The 19,904-nt window shown below is 51.4% G+C and carries 14 protein-coding genes and 1 other annotated feature; of the genes, 3 read left to right on the forward strand and 11 right to left on the reverse strand.

The annotated features are described in order from the left end of the window. Positions 1–96: 96 nt before the first annotated feature. The 3 genes from ABEW73_RS02805 to ABEW73_RS02815 form a co-directional block, all read right to left on the reverse strand. Positions 97–1,578, reverse strand: a complete 1,482-nt coding sequence (locus tag ABEW73_RS02805; RefSeq protein ID WP_430172083.1) for a stalk domain-containing protein — start codon at positions 1,576–1,578, stop codon at positions 97–99. A gap of 129 nt (positions 1,579–1,707) precedes the next feature. Next, positions 1,708–3,009 carry a DUF1963 domain-containing protein gene (locus ABEW73_RS02810; protein ID WP_430172085.1) on the reverse strand — a complete coding sequence of 434 codons (1,302 nt, stop codon included), beginning with the start codon at positions 3,007–3,009 and terminating at the stop codon, positions 1,708–1,710. Between the two features lie 433 nt (positions 3,010–3,442). Next, positions 3,443–4,297: an NAD-dependent epimerase/dehydratase family protein gene (locus ABEW73_RS02815; RefSeq protein WP_430172086.1), complete on the reverse strand. Its 855-nt coding sequence runs from the start codon at positions 4,295–4,297 to the stop codon at positions 3,443–3,445. A 726-nt stretch (positions 4,298–5,023) separates the two neighbouring features. On the opposite strand from ABEW73_RS02815, the gene ABEW73_RS02820 reads away from it, so the two are divergent. Then, entirely contained in the window at positions 5,024–5,671 is a 648-nt protein-coding gene (locus tag ABEW73_RS02820) for a transcriptional regulator (RefSeq protein ID WP_430172088.1), read from the forward strand. 843 nt (positions 5,672–6,514) lie between these two features. On the opposite strand, the gene ABEW73_RS02825 is transcribed toward ABEW73_RS02820, so the two are convergent. From ABEW73_RS02825 to ABEW73_RS02840, 4 genes are all read right to left on the reverse strand, one after another. Then, positions 6,515–7,126 carry an SRPBCC family protein gene (locus ABEW73_RS02825; RefSeq protein ID WP_430172090.1) on the reverse strand — a complete coding sequence of 204 codons (612 nt, stop codon included), beginning with the start codon at positions 7,124–7,126 and terminating at the stop codon, positions 6,515–6,517. A gap of 80 nt (positions 7,127–7,206) precedes the next feature. Further along, positions 7,207–8,175, reverse strand: coding sequence for a helix-turn-helix transcriptional regulator (locus ABEW73_RS02830; RefSeq protein WP_430172092.1), 969 nt, complete (start codon positions 8,173–8,175; stop codon positions 7,207–7,209). A gap of 330 nt (positions 8,176–8,505) precedes the next feature. Then, complete coding sequence (locus ABEW73_RS02835) at positions 8,506–9,429, reverse strand: NAD(P)-dependent alcohol dehydrogenase (protein ID WP_430172094.1); 924 nt, start codon at positions 9,427–9,429, stop codon at positions 8,506–8,508. 165 nt (positions 9,430–9,594) lie between these two features. Further along, the gene (locus tag ABEW73_RS02840) at positions 9,595–12,411 is read right to left on the reverse strand and encodes a LuxR C-terminal-related transcriptional regulator (protein ID WP_430172096.1); all 2,817 of its coding nucleotides are present in this window, start codon (positions 12,409–12,411) and stop codon (positions 9,595–9,597) included. A 224-nt stretch (positions 12,412–12,635) separates the two neighbouring features. On the opposite strand from ABEW73_RS02840, the gene ABEW73_RS02845 reads away from it, so the two are divergent. Continuing rightward, on the forward strand, positions 12,636–13,508 hold the full coding sequence (locus ABEW73_RS02845; protein ID WP_430172099.1) for an AraC family transcriptional regulator: 873 nt from the start codon (positions 12,636–12,638) through the stop codon (positions 13,506–13,508). A gap of 166 nt (positions 13,509–13,674) precedes the next feature. After that, a complete protein-coding gene (locus tag ABEW73_RS02850) occupies positions 13,675–14,742 on the forward strand; it encodes a hypothetical protein (protein WP_430172101.1) in 1,068 nt (355 codons plus the stop codon). A 90-nt stretch (positions 14,743–14,832) separates the two neighbouring features. On the opposite strand, the gene ABEW73_RS02855 is transcribed toward ABEW73_RS02850, so the two are convergent. The 4 genes from ABEW73_RS02855 to tetA(58) all read right to left on the reverse strand — a co-directional run bounded on the left by ABEW73_RS02855 (position 14,833) and on the right by tetA(58) (position 19,773). Then, positions 14,833–15,930, reverse strand: coding sequence for an NAD(P)H-dependent flavin oxidoreductase (locus ABEW73_RS02855; protein WP_430172103.1), 1,098 nt, complete (start codon positions 15,928–15,930; stop codon positions 14,833–14,835). A 303-nt stretch (positions 15,931–16,233) separates the two neighbouring features. Further along, positions 16,234–17,493 carry a tyrosine--tRNA ligase gene (gene tyrS / locus ABEW73_RS02860; protein ID WP_100538678.1) on the reverse strand — a complete coding sequence of 420 codons (1,260 nt, stop codon included), beginning with the start codon at positions 17,491–17,493 and terminating at the stop codon, positions 16,234–16,236. A gap of 90 nt (positions 17,494–17,583) precedes the next feature. Next, positions 17,584–17,815, reverse strand: a binding site (T-box leader). A 114-nt stretch (positions 17,816–17,929) separates the two neighbouring features. Further along, the gene (gene tetB(58) / locus ABEW73_RS02865; RefSeq protein ID WP_430172105.1) at positions 17,930–18,745 is read right to left on the reverse strand and encodes a tetracycline efflux ABC transporter Tet(58) subunit B; all 816 of its coding nucleotides are present in this window, start codon (positions 18,743–18,745) and stop codon (positions 17,930–17,932) included. Further along, the gene (gene tetA(58) / locus ABEW73_RS02870) at positions 18,742–19,773 is read right to left on the reverse strand and encodes a tetracycline efflux ABC transporter Tet(58) subunit A (protein WP_430172107.1); all 1,032 of its coding nucleotides are present in this window, start codon (positions 19,771–19,773) and stop codon (positions 18,742–18,744) included. The genes tetB(58) and tetA(58) overlap by 4 nt, the downstream gene beginning before the upstream one ends. Positions 19,774–19,904: the final 131 nt, after the last annotated feature.

Raw genomic sequence — 19,904 nt, forward strand, 5'->3', positions numbered from 1 at the left:
CAATGAAAATTGAAAACTCTCTATTTATAGTTATGGATGCTTTTCCTCAGAATAACAAAAGACACGCCGCATGGGCGTGCCTTCATCAACCTTTCCTTATGGTGTTGTTCCCAGGATCACTTCGCCTGTCGCTTTATTCCAGTACAGCGGAATTCCAAGCTTCGCAGTGATCAACTCCAATGGGAACATGCTCGTATTGGCCAGGATTGGAACGCTCACGTCTTCCCGCGTCACCTTCCCGTTCACCAGTACAACCGCGGGATTGCTGGCCTTAATGGATACGGTATTCTCGCCATAAGAGAAAGACCACACCGGAAAACGATGGTTTTCGTGTTTCGGGTCTGGAGTGGATTGTCCGTGCTTCACTTTGACCCCCAGGGCTTCAAAAACACTGGTATAGGGCACGTACAGCTTGCCTTCCAGAATGGCGGATGATCCATAGAAGCTAACCTTTTGTCCGTTTACCGACCAGGACAGAGGAGTCTGTACGAAGACTGGGTTTCCATCGTTCTCGTTAGGCGAGCCGCTGCCCTGATATTTCTCTTCTCCCCAAGCCAGCAACTTACCGTCCTTATTGGTTGCATAACCTGTATATCCATTACTTCCCCAGATTGCCTTTATACCAGTTAAACCTTTCACTTGAAAAGGCTTCGCCGCCGTGTCGTTATAATTCCACTGCCAGACCGTGCCGTCATTTTTAAGCATATATAAACGGTTGGACCCTGTTCTTATCTCCTTGATATCATTTAATCCCTTCACCGCAACCGGGGCTTGCTGCTTCGTATTTACATTCCATCTCAGCACCGTCCCGTTCTCATGGAGCAGGAACACGTCATACCAGTTGGCAGCGATTCCGGCAATGGAGGAAGTGACAAGCGGCTTAACCTCGCGAAACTCTCGTTCCAGCCGGTACCGATCATAGAAACTGTTATAAACCGTTAACATACCGACGCTGCCGTTATCATTGAGAATCAATGCCTCATGTCCGGCAATGATCATCGATTTTGCATTCTTGACCCCTTTAACAGGAAAATACTTCACAGACCTCTTCAAGGGATCATCCGGATTAGAAGCAGGATGCCATATCGTTGCGGTCCCATCCTTGTGCAAGGCAACACCGCTATACCTCACAAATGCCAGACTCACTACATCCTTAAGTCCTTCCAGCTTTATGGGGCCTCCCCGCTTTTGGTGAGGCAACGCAGGATCTCCGTTAATATAAGGAGAGTAATGCTCGCCCCAAGCCCATACGTCTCCATTCTTGTCCAAAGCAAATGAAGAATTGTCGCCTGCCGCCACCTGGACAATATCAGTTAGACCCGCGACTTGCTTTGGTACCAATTGATGCATGCTTGTCCCGTCACCTACTTGACCTGACTTGTTATAACCCCAGGCGGTCACGGAACCGTCGCCCCATGCCGCAACGCCGTGCCCGCTGCCGCCAGCCACGCTTATCGGTGTATGTGGTGAATCTCCATGCACAACTTCGGCAGCTTCCGCAGCGCCCATCGCGGTACAATTGACTGCCAGCAGTATCGTCACTAACATATAAGCTACTCTACGTTTCAATACCTTCACGTATGAGACCTCCATTCTCAATCCTTATAATGGTATATAATACCACATCAAAAAAATGATATGGAAAAAATAGTATACTCCCCGTTCTGATCGCTGCAATCAGTTACTCAAATCATTGCTTAAGTCAGGCTACGTCTGCTGGAACAAGGTTGCAGTCACCTGGCAGTCCGCGCACAGGAACATATAATAAATGCCTTCTCCATACTCCTCGATCTGTTCCCAATCCAGCTGCCCGATGAATGTCATGCTTTTGGAACAGCAGGAGCAGGAAGGGTATGCGGCGTCCTGAATCCATGCCGGGTAGCCGCCGATTTGCGAAACCGCCGGACCAAGCGTCCAACAGGCTGCATAATAGCTGTTGCGAGGATGGTCCGCAAGTCGCAAGGACTGCCCCACCGCCAAATAGCTTCTATCATTCTCCCCGGTATCAGGCTCCGGTACATAACCCTGTCTACAATTGGCTTGGCTCCATTCGGATTTTCCGTGGAAATCCACATCCATATAGATCGTATCGTAACAGCTGCAATTCACGCAGGTGCTCACCCGCAGCCTCTCTCCGGACAACCCCAAGAATTGAAGCTTCGGATGGCTGATGTCCAGATCCGCCAAGGTGGTCAGGCTGATGCCGCACCATGGACAGAGAGCGGAATTCTCTTTCAAAAATTCTGCGGGTTCCGGTTCTGCTACACATGTGCTTTCTGACAGCACTATTTTTTCTATAGCATAGCTGTCATGGTAGAATAATAGGCGCTTGCTCTCTTTCTCCGTAAGCTCCCATCCCCCCTCATGCGCATAAGCTTCAGGCGGAACGTATAGTTCCTCTGCCCAAGATGGGGGCACGGCCCGCCATTCTTGAAATTGGCGCACAACCGGATCATCTCCGATCCAGGCCAGGGCAAGCAGCAGATGGTTGCGGTTATCCCTGTCCTGTTCCACTTGTTGTAGCAGCTCGTCGCGGCTACGGGCAGATGCATCTTTAAACAGAATACCGGGGTAATAGATACCATGCTCCATCAATGTCGGAATACAGGATTCAAGCGACTTGTTCTGATAGCAGACCAGGGACACAAGAATTTCCTGGCAGGTGTCCTCATCGCCCGCTTCCAGCAGATCAAGGGCAATAGTCAGCATGCGCTCTGCCTCGCCTGGAGATAACGCCGAATATACCTCTTCTCTTTTCAGAGGATAGGGTATATATCGAATCAATGGATCCCGCCTCAGCGGGGCATGCATGAGCTTAAGAACCTCTACGGTATCTGTAATCCCTTCGTATAAGTCGATGTCTCTCCGATTTTGTTCTATGTAACGTTGCCGTTCCTTACGCTCCATTTCCTGCTTGCACGGCATGCAATAACCGCCGGTCTTAGCAGCGGTTGCCGGCAATATCGTTGCGGAACAACCTTCGCTTCGACATGGCAGCCGTTCTGTCATGATAGCCTCCTCCTTATTCTATGGTTAGTCAACTCGGTTCAGCTGGATCCTGGCTCCTATTGTATGGATAAGTAGCTTGACCCTCGCTCTTATTGTATGGTAAATCCACTCAGCTTGATCCTGGCTCCTATTCATCCTCATGGCCATGAATCTACTCTATTAACTATAGCTTTCTTTTCATTCCCATATCAACAGGGGCTATCGAATCATACCACTGGATCGGCAGGTATTTGGATTTCAGCATATTAGGGAGCATGATGATTGGGAGCCCTATAGCGTCTCCATGGAGTCGTGCGCACTGCTTCTTGTATGCACGGTGCGTGGACTGGGACATGTTCATCATGTTATCCCTTCATTTACGGTGAGCATTGTGAATAGCATACTCCTTGTATACTCTTAACGGCGGAGCCGGTTGGCGCATCGCTAAGCGCTCTCACCTCAGCGATTGCGCAAACCCTGTTCGCCACGTGGGATGTTGCGGTTGCCAGCCGTACTCCTGCCGGGCTTTGGCGTTCGAAGCGCCGCGTTCGCCGCGCTTGCTCCCCGCTTGATATACTGGTACAGGCGCGTTCAGCGCCTCGGCATACAGCGGCAGCCACACCGTACCCGCAGCAGGCTCGTCATCTACGATATTGACCGGACCCGTCGGCCAGTCCAATGCCTGCAGAGCGGCATTCGCCGCATCCTCGATATGGAGAAACGACATAATGCCATCCGTTGCCGGCAGAGCTCGAGTTCGTACCTTTTCCGCCATCACCCCGTTGGCGTCGTACCACGTACCAGGGCCATAGAACATACCGTATCTTAAAATGACGTGATTCGGCATTTGTGCAACGGCCTGTTCCAGCGAGACGATCCCATCTATCGTGGACTTGCGCGGCGCAGGCGCCTGGACATCCAAAGGGGCGTCTTCGGTGGCGGGATGATCCCCAGGCTCATAAGCCCAGGCAATGCTCTGGGCAATTATTCGTTTTGCGCCATGAATCTGCGCGGCTTCTACCAGATGTCGGGTACCCTCCATTCGAATCCTCGCATTATCCTCCAGATTCCATTGGCTTAACGAAGTGAGCTGATGGATAACGACATCCGGCCGTACTTCCCCGATCGCGGCTATCATCCCTTCCCGATCAAAGGCATCTGCTATGATCCCCCTTGCTCCCCATGATTCGATCAACCCTTTCCGCTGAGGATTGTGGGTCATGCCTGTAACCTCATGACCAGCTTGCACCAGCTTGGGAAGCAACCGCTGGCCGATGACTCCGCTGGAGCCCGCTACGAATATTTTCATAAATGATAACCTCCAGTCTGCAACATATGAAGAGGATTGGTATTCCCATCTCCCCATCAAAAATGGGATATAAGCAGTTTCATCTTAGCATGATGAATAGACCAGCTATAAGTACCACTTTTCATCAAGTACACCATGCCATTTCATCCGATTAAGAGGTTATGCTCGACAAATGGAAAGAGTACAGGGCACTCGCAGTTTGACAAGCGCGATAGAGCATACAAGTACTCGCAGTTCAACAAGCGTGATAAGCACTCGCTGTACGTGAACAAACCATTGTAATTAGACAAGTGCATAGAACACATAGTTTGACAAGCACGTCAGAGTACACAGCAATCGCATGATTTGTTCAACACAAAAACGCACCACATTAAGTGGTACGTTTTGTGGGAACAACCTTCTCCTATCATTACTCTTCGTCTATTACTTCACTTGCTGATACATGCATGCGGCTGTGCAACTGGCCTAAATTTGTGAAGATCACATGATCATATGCTTTTTAAACCAACCGGAGGAACTAATTCGCTGTCAAGCATAAAGTGTAAGCAATACCTATTGCTAAATCCGCAAAACCCGAGTTATACTAGCCATCATAAGGACGTGAAGAACACGCCGCTTCTATACAAAGTGCCCCAATAAAAGATTGGGGTTGCATTGTATGGGGCGGCTTTTTTTATCTTCTAGCAAAATTGCATTCCATCTAAATACTGAGGAGGAAAATTGACCATGTCACGGTTTGATCAACAATATGAGCTCTGGATGCACACGAATATCTTGAATGAAAGGAATCCCCGCAGGCTCGAAATCCTTCATAAAGGGTTAGGCCACGGCACTGTCGAGTTTCTTCGCTCGGTGTGGTTTCCGGCGATCGGTAATTTTAATGACTTGCATCCGGAATGGGAAGTACGCGATTTCAGTAATGGTTATCGTTACTTGGACCTTGCCTATATGCCCAGTGACGCAAGGGGTGGCATCGAAATCCAAGGATACGGCCCGCATGCCCGCGATCTGGACGTAAGGAGGTTTAAGGATTTATGCCGCCGTCACTGTTTACTGGCACTGGATGGTTGGACATTCCTCCCCATTGCCTACCCCTCCATAGTCGAAGAGCCAAAACTGTGCCAGCAACTCATCTTATCCTTCGTCGGGAGATTTGTGGCGTCAGATGTGCCTGCGTCCTTAAGTTGGCTGGAGGCAGAAGCTGTCCGATTTGCGCGGCGATTGCTGCGCCCGATAACCCCCATAGAACTCGCGAATCATCTTAGGGTGAGTGACCGGCATACCCGACGCTTATTGCATAAACTGGTCGAGCTCCAGATACTGGACATAGCAAGCGGTGAACAACGAGCCCGTACCTATAAACTTCGCTTGTGATGGCAGTACTGACGGGAGCATGCAACAGTTCTTTCAGGTATTGCAGGTATTGCAGGTATTGCAGGTAAGCAAGAGACGACTAAACAAACTAATGGACACTAGATCCGTTATTTCGAATAAAACAGCCACTTTACCCGTACTTCCGGACTCAGAATCCGCTATTTACTTTAAATACCTCGAATTATCGCCATTCTCTATGTAATAGCGGATCGGGTGTCCTCATATTGCCCAAAACCCACCAATCGAGATGTAATAGCGGAACCTCGGTCCTCTTAACGTGCGACAATAACAACGAGCCCGTACCTATGAACTCAGCAGCTTGTAATGAACTGCAAGCCCGTACTCAGCTTGTAACGGCAGAACTAACGGGAGTATGCATCAGTTCTTGCAGTTCTTGCAGTTCTTGCAGTTCTTGCAGTTCTTGCAGTTCTTACAGATATCCGAGAGACGACTAAACAAACTAATGGACACTAGATCCGTTATTTCGAAAAAAACAGCCACTTTACCCGTACTTCCGGACTCAGAATCCGCTATTTACTTTAAATACCTCGAATTATCGCCATTCTCTATGTAATAGCGGATCGGGTGTCCTCATATTGACCAAAACCCACCAACCGAGATGTAATAGCGGAACCTCGGTCCTCATAACGTCGCGACAATCAATACGGTCATGCTGCGGCCTGGTATTCCTCGGGCAACATATCTACCCCTGCGGATACAATCTGCCTATCAATTAATCCGGTGATCGATACAAACATCATAGATACAATCCATCCATCAAATTCAATCCGTTGATTCACCTTTAGATCCGATTCACCCTCGGATGCATATGACTGAATCTGTTCATCTTGCCACCTCCGCCTGATTTTGAAGCGCTGTCAGCATCTCATCCCAATAACGCCTCATGACCTCTCTCATATAAACGTCATCCAGCATCTCCTGGTGAATCGCGATAGTTGTTTTTCCCGTATTCGTGGACAACACATAGATTTGCAGCCGGGATGGGTTGTCCCACTCCTTGCGTTTCCAAGTCAGGCGCAGTTTATGGTAAGGTACGACCACCGTAATTTTGCCAGACACGCCTTCCTTTGACTCATATTCATGCCCAACCCGAAGCTCCAGGGATGGGACATCTCCGATCCATAACGACAGTCCCTCAGAAGACATGAGGAAATCCCAAACTCTCTCTTTTGCCACGGCCATCGTCTTCCTGACCCCGATCTGTACCCCGGCATCTTTGGATACGCCAACCGGCACCCGCCCCATGATCTGCTCATACATGACGGCGATCCATTCGCCCCATTCCTCGGATACCCGATACTCCTCAACGATATGGTTTCGGATCTGCTCATGGGACCAGAGCGGGCCCACTTCCTGCCCAAGGACCACGATCCATTCTTCCCAAGAACGTCCCGTTACCTTCATCACTTCTTGTTTAAAAATAGAGCCTGCCATCATGCCCTCTCCTCCCTGACGCTATCTGATGAAGTTCATTATATAATGCAAACACTGACAAAGAAGGTCAGTGTTTGTATTCACGATTGATAATATTTAAGTAGGGACTCTGCAATGTCGATCATGCCTGATTTCAGTTCCTCGGGCCCGATGATTCGAATCTTCCCGCCAAACGACAAAAGGTAGTAGGCAACTTGCGTGTATAACGTATGCTCATCCAGCCTGAACACCGCATCCTCCGCCGTACGTTCGACGAGGGCTTGACTAAGCAGCCAATGCGAACATAAATCATCCAAAGCTTGAGGGATTCCCTGGATATGCACGGAAACCAAATGAGGATTGGATTCGGTACCTTGCCCCGACAGTAAGCTCTCCAATACATACTCCCGCGGGGAAAACGACGCCGGACGATCAAACGTGTTGTCGGTATGCCGGATATCGCTCATACGGTCGACACGGAAGCAGCGAATTTCGCCGCGCAGATGGCAATAACCCACCGCATACCATTTGCTTTTCCAATGGACGAGTCCGTAGGGATCCAGGATACGTGTTTGTTTCATACCGTCATAGCCTGTAGTGTAGCTCATCTCAAGACTGGATTGCCGGTCGACCCCCGCCTCGATCTCATGCAGCATCCTGGTAAGCGAAGAAGCTGTAGGGGGATGGATGGCCTCAATACTGTTTTCGTGACGCTCCAAACGCTCCAGCTGCTCCGGATTCGTATATCGTTTGATTTTGGAAACGGCTCGATTGAGCGGCTCTTCGGACGGATAACCCGCTTCCCGTGCGAATGCGGCTGCATGAAGAAGCGCCTTTTGCTCATCGGCCTCAAAAAACAGCGGCTCCAGCTTGATATGCTCCGGGATGGAGTAGCCTCCATCGCGCCCAATCTCGGATACGACAGGCACGCCGGAAATGCAAAGCGCGTCAATGCACCGGTAAACCGTCCGGATATGTACGCCCAGCTCCTCCGACAGTTGTTTAGCGGTCATTCTTCTTCGCGATTTCAGCAGCCATAGCATCGCCAGCATATTATCGGCTTTAGACATCGTGTGCAGCAGCCCTTCCCTTGGAATTCATTTCATTCATGTGATCACATTATATATCACTTCCTAATAGAAGGCTCAGAGATTTCTTCCTGCTCTAATTCCGATGATAATCACCGATTCCCCTCATTCCGATGAGAAAAGCCGATCCTCTGCAGGATCGGCTAGTAAATGAGTACCTCGTGTGGCACTGCTACTTGTGTCCGCACGGTGAGTGGTCAGGGGCATGCTTGAATGTCTGTCTATATCCGTGGATGGCTGTCTAGATCCTTAAATGATGCCTTGCTTCATCTGCTGTCATAATCATGCCCCGCCGTGAATGATGACTTTTCCTCAATGATCATGCCCCACCGTGATGACAACGCTGCCCCTCTTGCGTCCTTCATCCACGTACCGGTGCGCCTCAGCCATTTGCTCCAATGCATACCTTCTGTCGATGACCGGCTTGATCTTCCCTTTTCCCAGCAGCTCCGCAAGCAATCTCAGATCCTCCATCAGCACCTTGGCTACCCCTTGCCCTTCAACGGTTACATAGCTCCCGCCCGGGGTGAGCAAATGCTTGCATCTGGATTTCGGCAGTTTACCGACCGCATCCAGGATGATGTCGTATCGCACTCCGCATGTGGTAAAATCCTCTCTTGTATAATCAATGACCTGATCGGCTCCGAGCGACCTCACCAGCCCCACATTCACGGTACTGCAAACGCCGGTAACAACTGCTCCATAGTGCTGCTTAGCAAGCTGTACGGCTAACGTCCCCACCGCACCGGACGCTCCATAAATCAGAACCTTGTGCCCCTGCCGGATGCTCCCTTTTCTAAGAAAATGCAGGGCCGTTGTTCCTCCAAAAGATACGGCGGCGGCATCGTCATAAGTCACATGATCGGGCTTCAGCAGCAAGAACGCGTCTTCGCGCATGCAGATATACTGGGCATACGTGCCGAATCGCATTCCCCTGAATGCTAAGACCTGATCGCCTACCTTGAATCGCGTAACATCCTTGCCTATCGCTTCTACTTCCCCCGCCAGCTCCACCCCGAGTATCGGTCGTCTTGGCTTTCTCAGACCCAGCACCAATCGCATGGGAATCTTATACAAAAGAGGACTGCGAAATCCCCGTACTCGGCAATCCCCCGAATTGACGGTGGTGGCGTAAATTTTGATCCGAATTTCGCGCTCCCTTGGGATAGGCTTCTCTACCTCTCGCAGCTTTAACACATCCGGTGATCCATAAGCGGTGCATACCATTGCTTTCATGGGCTTCCTCCAAACCTGCATTTGCAATCAGTATATCTGCCGTCGGGTACCGGAACATAGATACTTAAGTATGGTTTTCTCATGAACAGCAGTATGGTTTTCTCATGATCAGACATATTTGAAGGATTACAGTTATGGATGCAATCTCTATTCTGCGAACGTCGCCTACAATATACCCAACTCTCGTGCGCGCGCTACAGCTTCGGTACGGCGCGTGGCCTGAAGTTTATCGAAAATCGTCCGGTTATGCCCTTTCACAGTGCTGAGCGCAACAAAAAGCCGCTCGCTAATCTGACGATTCGATAGTCCATCGGCAATAAGACGCAGAACCTCCAATTCCCGCCGGCTTAGCGGCTCAACCAGAGAATCCGCGGGCTGAACAACTCCCGGAACGATTACTGATGGGACTCCACGTTCCAGCCCTTCAGCTTCAAACGCATCCAGCAATCGCTCCAGATAGTCGTGCATGGGATTGTCTACAGCTTCTCCAATTATCACCGGCTTCGGTTTGTTTACATCTTCCCTTACCAGCTCCTGCTTCGGTTTGTCTGTCGCTCCTCTAAAGAACCTCTGCTTCGGTTTGTCTATATTCTGCCTACGTTTGTTCAAAGCTGCTGCGTGGATCAGCTCCCGCATCGGCTGCCCTTCATCGATAAACAACCGGATGAAACCGCCCGGCTCGCTCATCCCCAGCACATCCACAATAATCTGTGCGGCTTTCAGCTTCTCATCTTGGGCTTGAAGGGACAAAGCCTGCAGCACCTTCACTTTGAGCTGTTCGTCCGCCCATCCCTTAACTTCCATATCTGCTCGTAAATGTTCAAGTATTACCAATGCTGATGCCGTATCCCCCTGTGCGAGCAGCACTCTGGCTTGGCTGAGCTTGAGGTCAAACTTCTGCGCAAGCTGTGACGCTGAACGGACATTTCCTTGCTGCAGCATGGCAAGCACCTGTCCCTCGGCAATATGGGGCAGCTGATTCGCGAAATGATGCTGACGGGCGAAGTGATCCGCCTTGGTTAACATAGCAACCGCTTCGGTCACTGCTCCCCGTGAAAGCTTCAGCCTCGCGAGAAACACCTCGCAGGCCACGACCCTGTCTGTATGCTCGAACTGCCCGGCTAAGTAGAGGGCCTGCTGCCCATGCTGTTCAGCACCATTCAGGTCATTCCACTCACGGCATATTCGGGCCAGGCCCAGATGCGCTTCGCATGCTGCCGGCAGTGGAGGATCACCTGCCAAATCCAGAACGCGCCGATACGTCTCGGCCGCAACATATAACTGATTCTCCGCTTCCTGAATGATTCCGAGTCCGAGCGTCGCCATCATGTTGATCATGATGTGCCCAATCTTCTGACTGACGGTTACGGCGTCCTGATACGCCTTGCCAGCCGCGGCCCGATCTCCCTGCAGCTGGTAGGCGTATCCCAGCGTCCATATCGTGGCAGTGCGGACAGGCAGATTATGCGGATTCAAGAATTCCAAAGCCTGGCGCGATTGGGCCATGATGGTTTCAGGCTGATGTTTGCTAACAGCAAGGGTGGCACGTATAGAGGCGATATGCCCTATAAGATCCCGGGTATAATCGTCCTCCGCAGCATGCAGGTGGGTCTCGGCGGCTTGAAGTTTAGGTTCGATACCGGTCATTTGGCCAACCATTAACATCGCAGAAGCATGCATGACGTTTAATGCGGGCCTTGCATCCAATTCCTCTTTAGGCAAGGAATCCAGCCAATGGAGCACAGGGCTTATCGCTCCACGGAAAACCAGGGGCATCCCCTCCCCTTCAATCAGACGTGCGGCCCGATCCACATCCTTCGCGGCAATCGCATGGTGAAAAGCTTCCAGTAGAAGTTCATGACGTTCATGCCATTCACTTGCACGACGATGCAATTCGGATACATCCCTCTCTCCTCCAACCGCAGAAGTGCCCTTTCGAGATAGACGCTGCCGCAGCGCATCCGTGAACAGGTGGTGATATCGGTACCAGCGCCTCTCCTTGTCGAGTGGAACAATGAACAGGTTAACGCGCTCCAGGTACTCCAGGGTCTCTTGCCCGGAGATGGCGTTCAACGGAGAATCACGCCCTTCGCTCCGAAGAACGTATTCGCACAATGAACCGCACAGCCGGTCAAGAATGGAGGTGTACAGCAAAAAATCCTGAATGCCATCAGGCTGCTGCTGCAGCACTTCTTCAACCAGATAGTCCAGTACATCACGGTGCTTGCCGCCGAAGGATCGGATGAAGGTGGCCGCGTCTTGATGGCCCTGCAAGGACAGCGCCGCTAACTGCAGGCCGGCAATCCAGCCCTCCGTACGGGATTCGAGGAGCGCTGCATCCTCCGCTGACAAATCCAGTCCCATGACGTGGCGCATGAACTCAGCGGTTTCAGTGAATGTGAAGCGCAAGTCCGATGTCCGCACTTCCGTTAACTGGTCCCGGGCACGCATCCGGGCCAAGGGCAGATCGGGATCCTGGCGGCTGGCGATAACCATATGCATCTGCGGCGGCATCCGCTCAATGAGAAAGCCCAGAGTGCTGTCGATCGGTTTGGAATCCATCACATGGTAATCATCAAGAACCAGAATGAAACGGTCCGGTAGGACCGCAATGTGATTAAGGATGGCCGTGACGATAGCTTCGACCGGCAGAGGGAGAGGGGACGGAGTTTGAAGTTTGCTCATGACGCCCTCTCCGATATCAACCCCGATGGTTTGCAGGGCAGCCGCAAGATAAGCCAGGAATCTTGCCGGCTCACGGTCTCCCTCCTCCAATGACAACCAGGCGGCGGGCAGCGGGGAGCCTTCGATCCATTGGCTGAGCAGCGTGGTTTTACCGCAGCCTGCAGAGGCGGAAATCATAGTCAGCTTACGATGCAGCTGCAGCCCCTCGTTTAAACGCTCGATCAAGCGGGGACGAAGAACAGCCTTTGATCGGGGAGAAGGTATATACAGTTTTGTAGACAAAATAGGCGTGGTCATCATAACCCCCGTTATGCCGTCATTGCAGCATTTTTCAACATATATATTATGATAAAGTGTTCGACGGCTTCCCGGAATTCCCTCTTGTACGTTAAATCCATTCGCTTAGGGTTGAATATCAAGAAAGCATGATTTGAAGGGTTAGGCATACGATGTATCCGAAATGCTTGAGGCCCTGTAATTGATCCTACCATCCCTATCATTCATGCAAAAGGAGGTTTCAGATGAAAATTCACCATTCGATTCCCTGGCGTGACAATCTGTATCTGTTCAACTATCGAAGCGTACATACTGAGCCGGTGGAATATTTTCATTATCATGAAGGGTTGGAGATCCTGTACATTCATGAAGGTGCCGGAAGATATATCGTCAATAATCAAACGTACACGCTGAAGCCCGGCACCTTGGTGTTGATTAAGCCTTTTCAAATTCACCAAATTCAAGTCATCGTACCGCCGAATTACATTCGCAGCCTGCTGAAAATCAAAGCTTCCGTCATCGAGCGTTTCCTCACCGCACTCCCGCAGCTGACAACCGCTGTTTCACAATTGTTGGAGCATCCGTGGTCCAATCAGGCATTTCATCTGGCGTCCAAGGATGCTTTATATTTGGAAAATCAATTTCTGCAATTGCATGAGATGCTGGCCAGCGTTCCGCGAAAGGTTCAGAAGGAAGTTGTTGCCTTGTTTTTATTTCATTTCTTTACCTACTTCAATAGCCATATTTATCCTCCGGATCGTAACGGGGGCTTCAAGTATCATACAGCCGCTGATTCGATCGGGCCTGTCGGCTCCATGGTAGAATGGATTGGCAAGCACTATTATCTATCCTTCACGATTAACGAAATGGCTGCGGACCTTCATTTCTCCCCCAGTTATTTGTCCAAGCTGTTCAAAGAGCAGATGGGCATGACCATCATCGAATATACGAACAACAAGCGTTTGGATGAAGCCAGAACGCTTCTTGGCCTGCCTTCTCTGACAATAGAAGAGGTCAGTAAACAGACCGGATTCAACTACCCCTCGTATTTTATCACCATGTTCAAAAAAAAGTACGGCTTGACGCCTCATCAGTATCGAATGCAGACGAAATTATGATATTTTCAATCAGCAATGTGGTTTTCGGATTGGATTATAATTAGAGCGCTTAAACAATGATTCTGATCCCTGTTAAGTGAGGTGATGTGTTTCGTACAGAAAGAACATAAGGCAACAAATGCGACTACACGATGAATAGTGTCCAAAATAGCGAGGAGGTTTCCTGATGATCAAGCCATCATTCAAGTTTGGCATGGTATTCTTATTTTGCTTCATGCTTGTATTTGCATTCTACCCTGGCCATATTGTAAAGGCGGCAACCAAAACGGTCCCGGCCGGTGACGTCGCGACGCTGCGGAGCTACTTAGCCAGCGCGAATCCCGGTGACATTATCGAAGTATCCGGAACCTACTCGGTGTCGGATGGAACCATTGCAACCTCCAGGGACGGATCGTCAGGCAATTACATCACAATTCGCGGCACGGGCAGCGGAGCCACATTCCATTTCACCGCATCGGCAGGCAATACGGCTTTTCATATCAAGAACAGCTATTATAAGCTGGAGAATGTGACGATTAACTCCAATTCCAAATCAAACAAAGGCCTGCTGATTGAGGCCTCTCACGGCTACGTTACCAACGTAACGGTTAAAAATACGACGGCAGAAGCGTTCAAGATTCGCAAAAACAGCCAGTACTGGCTTGTCTCGAACAGTACCGCACAAAGCGCGGGGCAAGGCGGGAAATTCGGCGAGGGTTTCTATGTAGGAGATGCCGATCAGAACTGGACCACACTGCCGAGTCCGGATCGAAGCGGTTATATTACGTTCCTGAATTGCAGCGCCATACAGACCAAAAACGACGGCTTTGATTTTAAAGAGGGCACGCATCATGTCAAAGTGATCGGCAGCACGGTTGATTTTCAAAATACGGTACCGGAATCGACCGTAGGCAACAACGGAATATTCATGCGGGCCAATGACGTACAGATCATCAACACCACGGTCAAAAACAATGCGGCCACGGGCCAGGCGTTCAGAACAAGCAAAACCACGGCCTCGGACGGGGTGTCCTACGGAAGCAATCTGGAGCTTAAGAACGTAACCGCATCCAATATTTCGGGAGCGATGATTTACACGAACTATACGTCGAACAAATTATATACCGACTACACAATGACCGGCGTTGCAGGAGGACTATACGCTTCCGGCTCCAAAACAGCGACTTCTTCCAATCCGTCCTCCTTTGTGGAGATGACGTGGAGCGGCGAAGGCGGAGATACGTACGGCTTCTAGCAAAATAATTGCAGGCCACCTCAAGGTTTTTCCTTAGGCAGCCTGCTGCTTCATGTTTTCCTAAGCGCATTGCGTAATCCGCTCACATCTCTAATGATCGGATTCACGAAGAAATGGGCAGATCAACAGCGCTTCCCGGATCGTCTCGGCAACAATATCCGCTGCCGTTTGGCCCGAAGTCAGCCCTCTTGTGCCTTGACCCGCCCACATTGACATATACTCCGGATTGTTTTGGAGATTGGCGGCGTTTCGTATGTCACGAGTTACCGTATTCTGCGTAGGAAAAGGCAGCGGCTCTATGCCGCTCTCGTCCCATTGCCTGATGAATGTATTGCGGATTCCCCTTGCAGGCCGTCCCGAGAACGCTTTGGTGATCACCGTGCTCTCTTCCGTACTCCGAAGCAGCGCTTGCTTGTAAACCTCATGCGCACCCGATTCAACCGCCGTCAGAAATCGCGTCCCCATCTGAACGCCTTGGGCTCCAAGAACAAGCGAAGCGGCGAGGCCGCGTCCATCCATCACGCCGCCGGCGGCAATCACGGGGATCTTGACGCGATCCACGATTTGCGGTACCAAAGCAAACGTTCCGATTTGGGCACCCATCGGGTGCTCCGAAATATCAAACGTTCCTCGGTGTCCGCCCGCTTCGCTGCCTTGAGCAACGACGGCATCACACCCTGCCTGCTCAGCCAGCATGGCTTCGCGGACTGTGGTTGCCATCGCAACAACCAGAAGTTTAGCCGCTTTCGCTTGCTGCATATGAGGCTCATCCAGAATCCCGAATGCCGTACTGATCAGGGGCACCTTCTCTTCGATCAGAACCGCGAATTGCTGCTCGAACCAATCCGGGGTTGTTACGTGATCTTTGCCCGCATGGGGGATGCCAAGGTCATCCCGCATCCGATTTAATTGCTGTTGAACTTCTCCGATTCGCTCTTGGCGATCCGGGGCACTGGGCGCAAACAGGTTGACGGCAAAAGGCTGATCCGTCCGCTTGCGGATCTCCTGAATGCTGTGACGAATGGCAGCCGGCTCCATATAAGCCGCACCCAGCGTGCCGAGTCCGCCTGCGTTGGATACGGCGGCGACCAGCTCAACTGTCGTCGGTCCCCCGGCCATTCCTGCCAGAAAGAGCGGATAGCGGATTTGGAATCGCTCGCATAGCTCGGTCTTCAGTTGAATGTTCATGGTATCATCTACCTCCTTTAACACTACAGATATTATCCTATTAAAAGAGAGAAACTTCCAAATAAAAAAACGCTAATCGACGTGTTTTCTCTGAAGACAGACCGCATATAGCAAATGTTTTCTAGCGAGATCAGGAGGGTAAGCCTCCGAAATTATTCTTTCTCATCTATAGTAAAAAGGCCAACCAGAAGAATCTGGCTACCCTCATAATGTGAAAGCCGCTAAGCACATGAAACGTGTTTAGCGGCTTTTATCAGGTGGTCTGTCCCGGGAGACCCTTCTCCCTGATGGTTACACCGTCTTCTAGGACATTTTCACCAAGCTGTAGTTTTTCTTGCCTTTGCGGATGATGATGAACCGGCCGCCAATCGCTTGATCGGCTGTCACTTCGTGACCGACGTCGCTGATACGCTCGCCGTTCATCGAGATGGCGCCTTTGGTAATATCCTCACGAGCTTGCCGCTTGGAAGGCTCGATGCCCAGATCCACAAGCCAGTCCACGATATTCTTCGTTTCCGGCGTTGCTTCGAATGTCGGCATCTCCTTGAAGCCCTGCTCGATCTCATCGGCCGTGAGGGATTTAATATCGCCGCTGAACAGAGCGGCCGTAATGCGCTTGGCCTGCTCCAGCATCTCTTCGCCGTGCACGAATCTCGTCATTTCCTCAGCCAGCATTTTTTGCGCTTCGCGTTTATGCGGCTCGCTCTGCACCTTTTCGGCCAACTCGTCAATTTGCTCTTTGGTCAAGAACGTGAAGTACTTCAAGTATTTCACAACGTCGCGGTCGTCGGTGTTCGCCCAGAACTGGTAGAACTCGAATGGCGTTGTTTTGTTCGGGTCGAGCCAGATCGCACCGCCGGCCGTTTTGCCGAATTTCGTGCCGTCGGCCTTCAGCATGAGCGGAATAGTCAAGCCGAATGCTTTTGCCTCGGGTCCTTCCTTCTTCCGGATCAGATCCAGGCCGCTGGTAATGTTGCCCCATTGGTCCGATCCACCGATTTGCAGCTGCACGTCCTCATGCTGGTACAGGTGCAAGTAGTCAACCGACTGCAGGATTTGGTAAGAGAATTCCGTGAACGAAATCCCGCTGTCAAGCCGGCTCGCAACCACGTCCTTCGCCAGCATCGAGTTAATGCTGAAGTTTTTCCCGTAATCGCGCAAGAATTCGATAATGTTGATCTTATGCGTCCAGTCGTAGTTGTTAACCATGCGGATCTGATTGTCGCCCTCCGTCACGAAGAGCTTTTTCATTTGTCCGGTCAACGCGTCAACGTTAGCCTGAACCTGCTCCAGCGTCTGCAGCGAGCGCTCGGTTTGGCGTCCGCTTGGATCGCCGATGGTGCCGGTCGCGCCCCCGATCAGAATGACCGGACGATGGCCGGCAAGCTGAAAGCGTTTGAGCATGATGAAGGGAATCAGGTGACCGATATGCATGCTGTCGCCCGTTGGATCCACGCCGCAGTACAGCGAGATGGATTTTTCATTCGTAAGCTCCCGAAGGCCTTCGGCATCCGTCTGTTGGTTGATCGCATCGCGCCATTCCAGTTCGTCGATAATATTCACAGTGTTAACACTCCTTCAATTCAATAATGTCCTTATAACGAAACGTCCCACTCGTTGAAAAACAAAAAATCGCCCCTTGTCTGTTATAGACATAGGGACGATTATTAACCGTGTTACCACCCAGATTGCACGAATGCTCTGCGCGCTTGCCGCGCGTCATTCATGCCGCTCATTAGACGAGATATCGTTCGCCGCTTCCGCTCGGCATTACCCGAGATACTCCAGAGTGTAATTCGCCGCCTTGGTGTGTACCGGGTTCCATCATCCCCCGGCTTTCTAGAACAGGGACCAAGCTGCTACTGGGCTCTTTCAACGTATGTCGCTTATAAGATTACAGACAGTATAGTGAATTAGCAATTCGATGTCAACTGCGTTTCGGATGGATGACCAACTTCGCCCGGACATAAGTGGACATGTTGGCCGTACCTTCTAGGTATCAGGTGCGGCGCATGTACGCACGAACCGTAATGGGAGCAAAGATCGCCACGATGACCGCGGCGCCGACCAAGGATATCGTGAGATCCCAGCCCACGGTGCCAGAGTTGGTGAGATCCCGAACGGCTGTCACAAGATGCGAGATCGGATTCATATTAACGAACCACTGCAGCCAGCCCGGCATCGTATCCACCGGCACAAACGCGTTGGATAGAAACGTAAGCGGAAACAGCACGATCATCGAAATCCCCTGCACGCCGGAGGCGGATCTTGCAATCACGCCGCAGAAAGCAAAGATCCAGCTGATGGCCCATGAGCACAAAATGACGACCAATCCGGCAAGAGCAACGTAACCCAAGCCGCCCTCGGGCCGATATCCCATAATATATCCCATCGTAAAGGTAAGCACGGTTGCAATCGTATAACGAATCGTATCTGCCAGCAGGGCACCCGCCAGCGGTGCGATGCGCGCAATTGGCAGCGATTTGAATCGGTCGAATACGCCTTTATCCATATCCTCGCGCAGCTGAACGCCTGTGACGACGGAGGTCGTAATCACGGTCTGGACGAGGATGCCGGGAATGATAACGGGCAAATAACTCGCCACGTCGCCGGAGATGGCGCCCCCAAAAATATAGGTGAACATCAGCGTAAAAATAATGGGCTGAAACGTGACGTCAAACAACTGCTCGGGCGTGCGCCGGAGCTTCAGCAGCCCGCGGTAGGCCATCGTCAACGAGTTCCGGATCGTCTGACCGAAACTCGTGCGGTTCTTAAGCTGACGTTCCGTACCAGGCTTAATCATAGTGCTGCTCATACCCGTGTCACCTCTCTCTCAGTGGATTCATAAGACCCTTGGGCAGCGTCTTCCTTCACGCCGTGACCGGTGATCGTCAGGAACACCTCATCCAGAGTCGGCTTCTGCACGCTCATCTCGGACAAGCCGATTCCTGCCGCGCGCAGCTCGATCAACAGATCTGTAACAAGACCCGCATTAGCCATCGGCGCCGTTATCTTTCCGGCTTCCGGCGATACATTAGCATGGACTTTGAGCACTTGTTCCACGGTATGGCGGGCGCGATCCATGTCCTGTAAATTCTGGACGGTCAAATGCAGCGAGGAAGTGCCTACCGACATCTTCAGTTCATCGGCCGTCCCCTCGGCCACAACCCGGCCGTAATCGATAACGGCGATCCGGTCAGCCAGTTGGTCCGCCTCTTCCAGATACTGCGTGGTCAGCAATACCGTTGAACCGGTATTCACCAATCGGCGGATCGTATCCCACATCTGGGAACGCGTACGCGGGTCAAGCCCCGTCGTCGGTTCATCCAGGAAGATGAGCGGCGGCTGGGCGATCAGGCTTGCCGCCAGATCCAGTCTTCTCCGCATCCCGCCGGAGAAATTTTTTAGCGGCCGCTTCGCGGCTTCCGACAAACCGAATTCCTCAAGCAGCTCACCCGCCTTGCGCCGTGCCTCCGTACGCCCCAGACCTAGCAAACGGGAGAAGATAATCAGATTCTCCGTAGCGCTGAGCGATTCGTCCACCGACGCATATTGACCGGTTACCCCGATCAACTGACGGACGACCTGCGATTCCGTCTGCACGTCGTGTCCGAAGATTCGGGCCGTACCGGCATCCGGCCTTAGCAAGGTCGCCAGCATCCGGATGGTGGTCGTCTTGCCTGCCCCATTCGGACCAAGCACACCATAGATCGTTCCGGTACGCACATTCAGATCCACGCCATCCACGGCACGGTTATCGCCGAATGTTTTGACCAACCCGTAAGCCTCAACGGCCAAGTCGCCAGGGTTAGGCTCTATTTTCTTTCTGTATACATGCTCCATTATGATTTCCTCCTCTTTGCTAATGGATGATGCTTGAATCGTAGCACCCCTATTTAAACGGAATGTAAACCGGGAAAAGAATGGGCTCTTCTTATGGAAATGATCCTCAATCGATAAGGAGTCGCGATTTA

The sequence above is a fragment of the Paenibacillus lautus genome (assembly GCF_050482385.1).
Taxonomy (GTDB): Bacteria; Bacillota; Bacilli; order Paenibacillales; family Paenibacillaceae; genus Paenibacillus_AQ; species Paenibacillus_AQ lautus_B.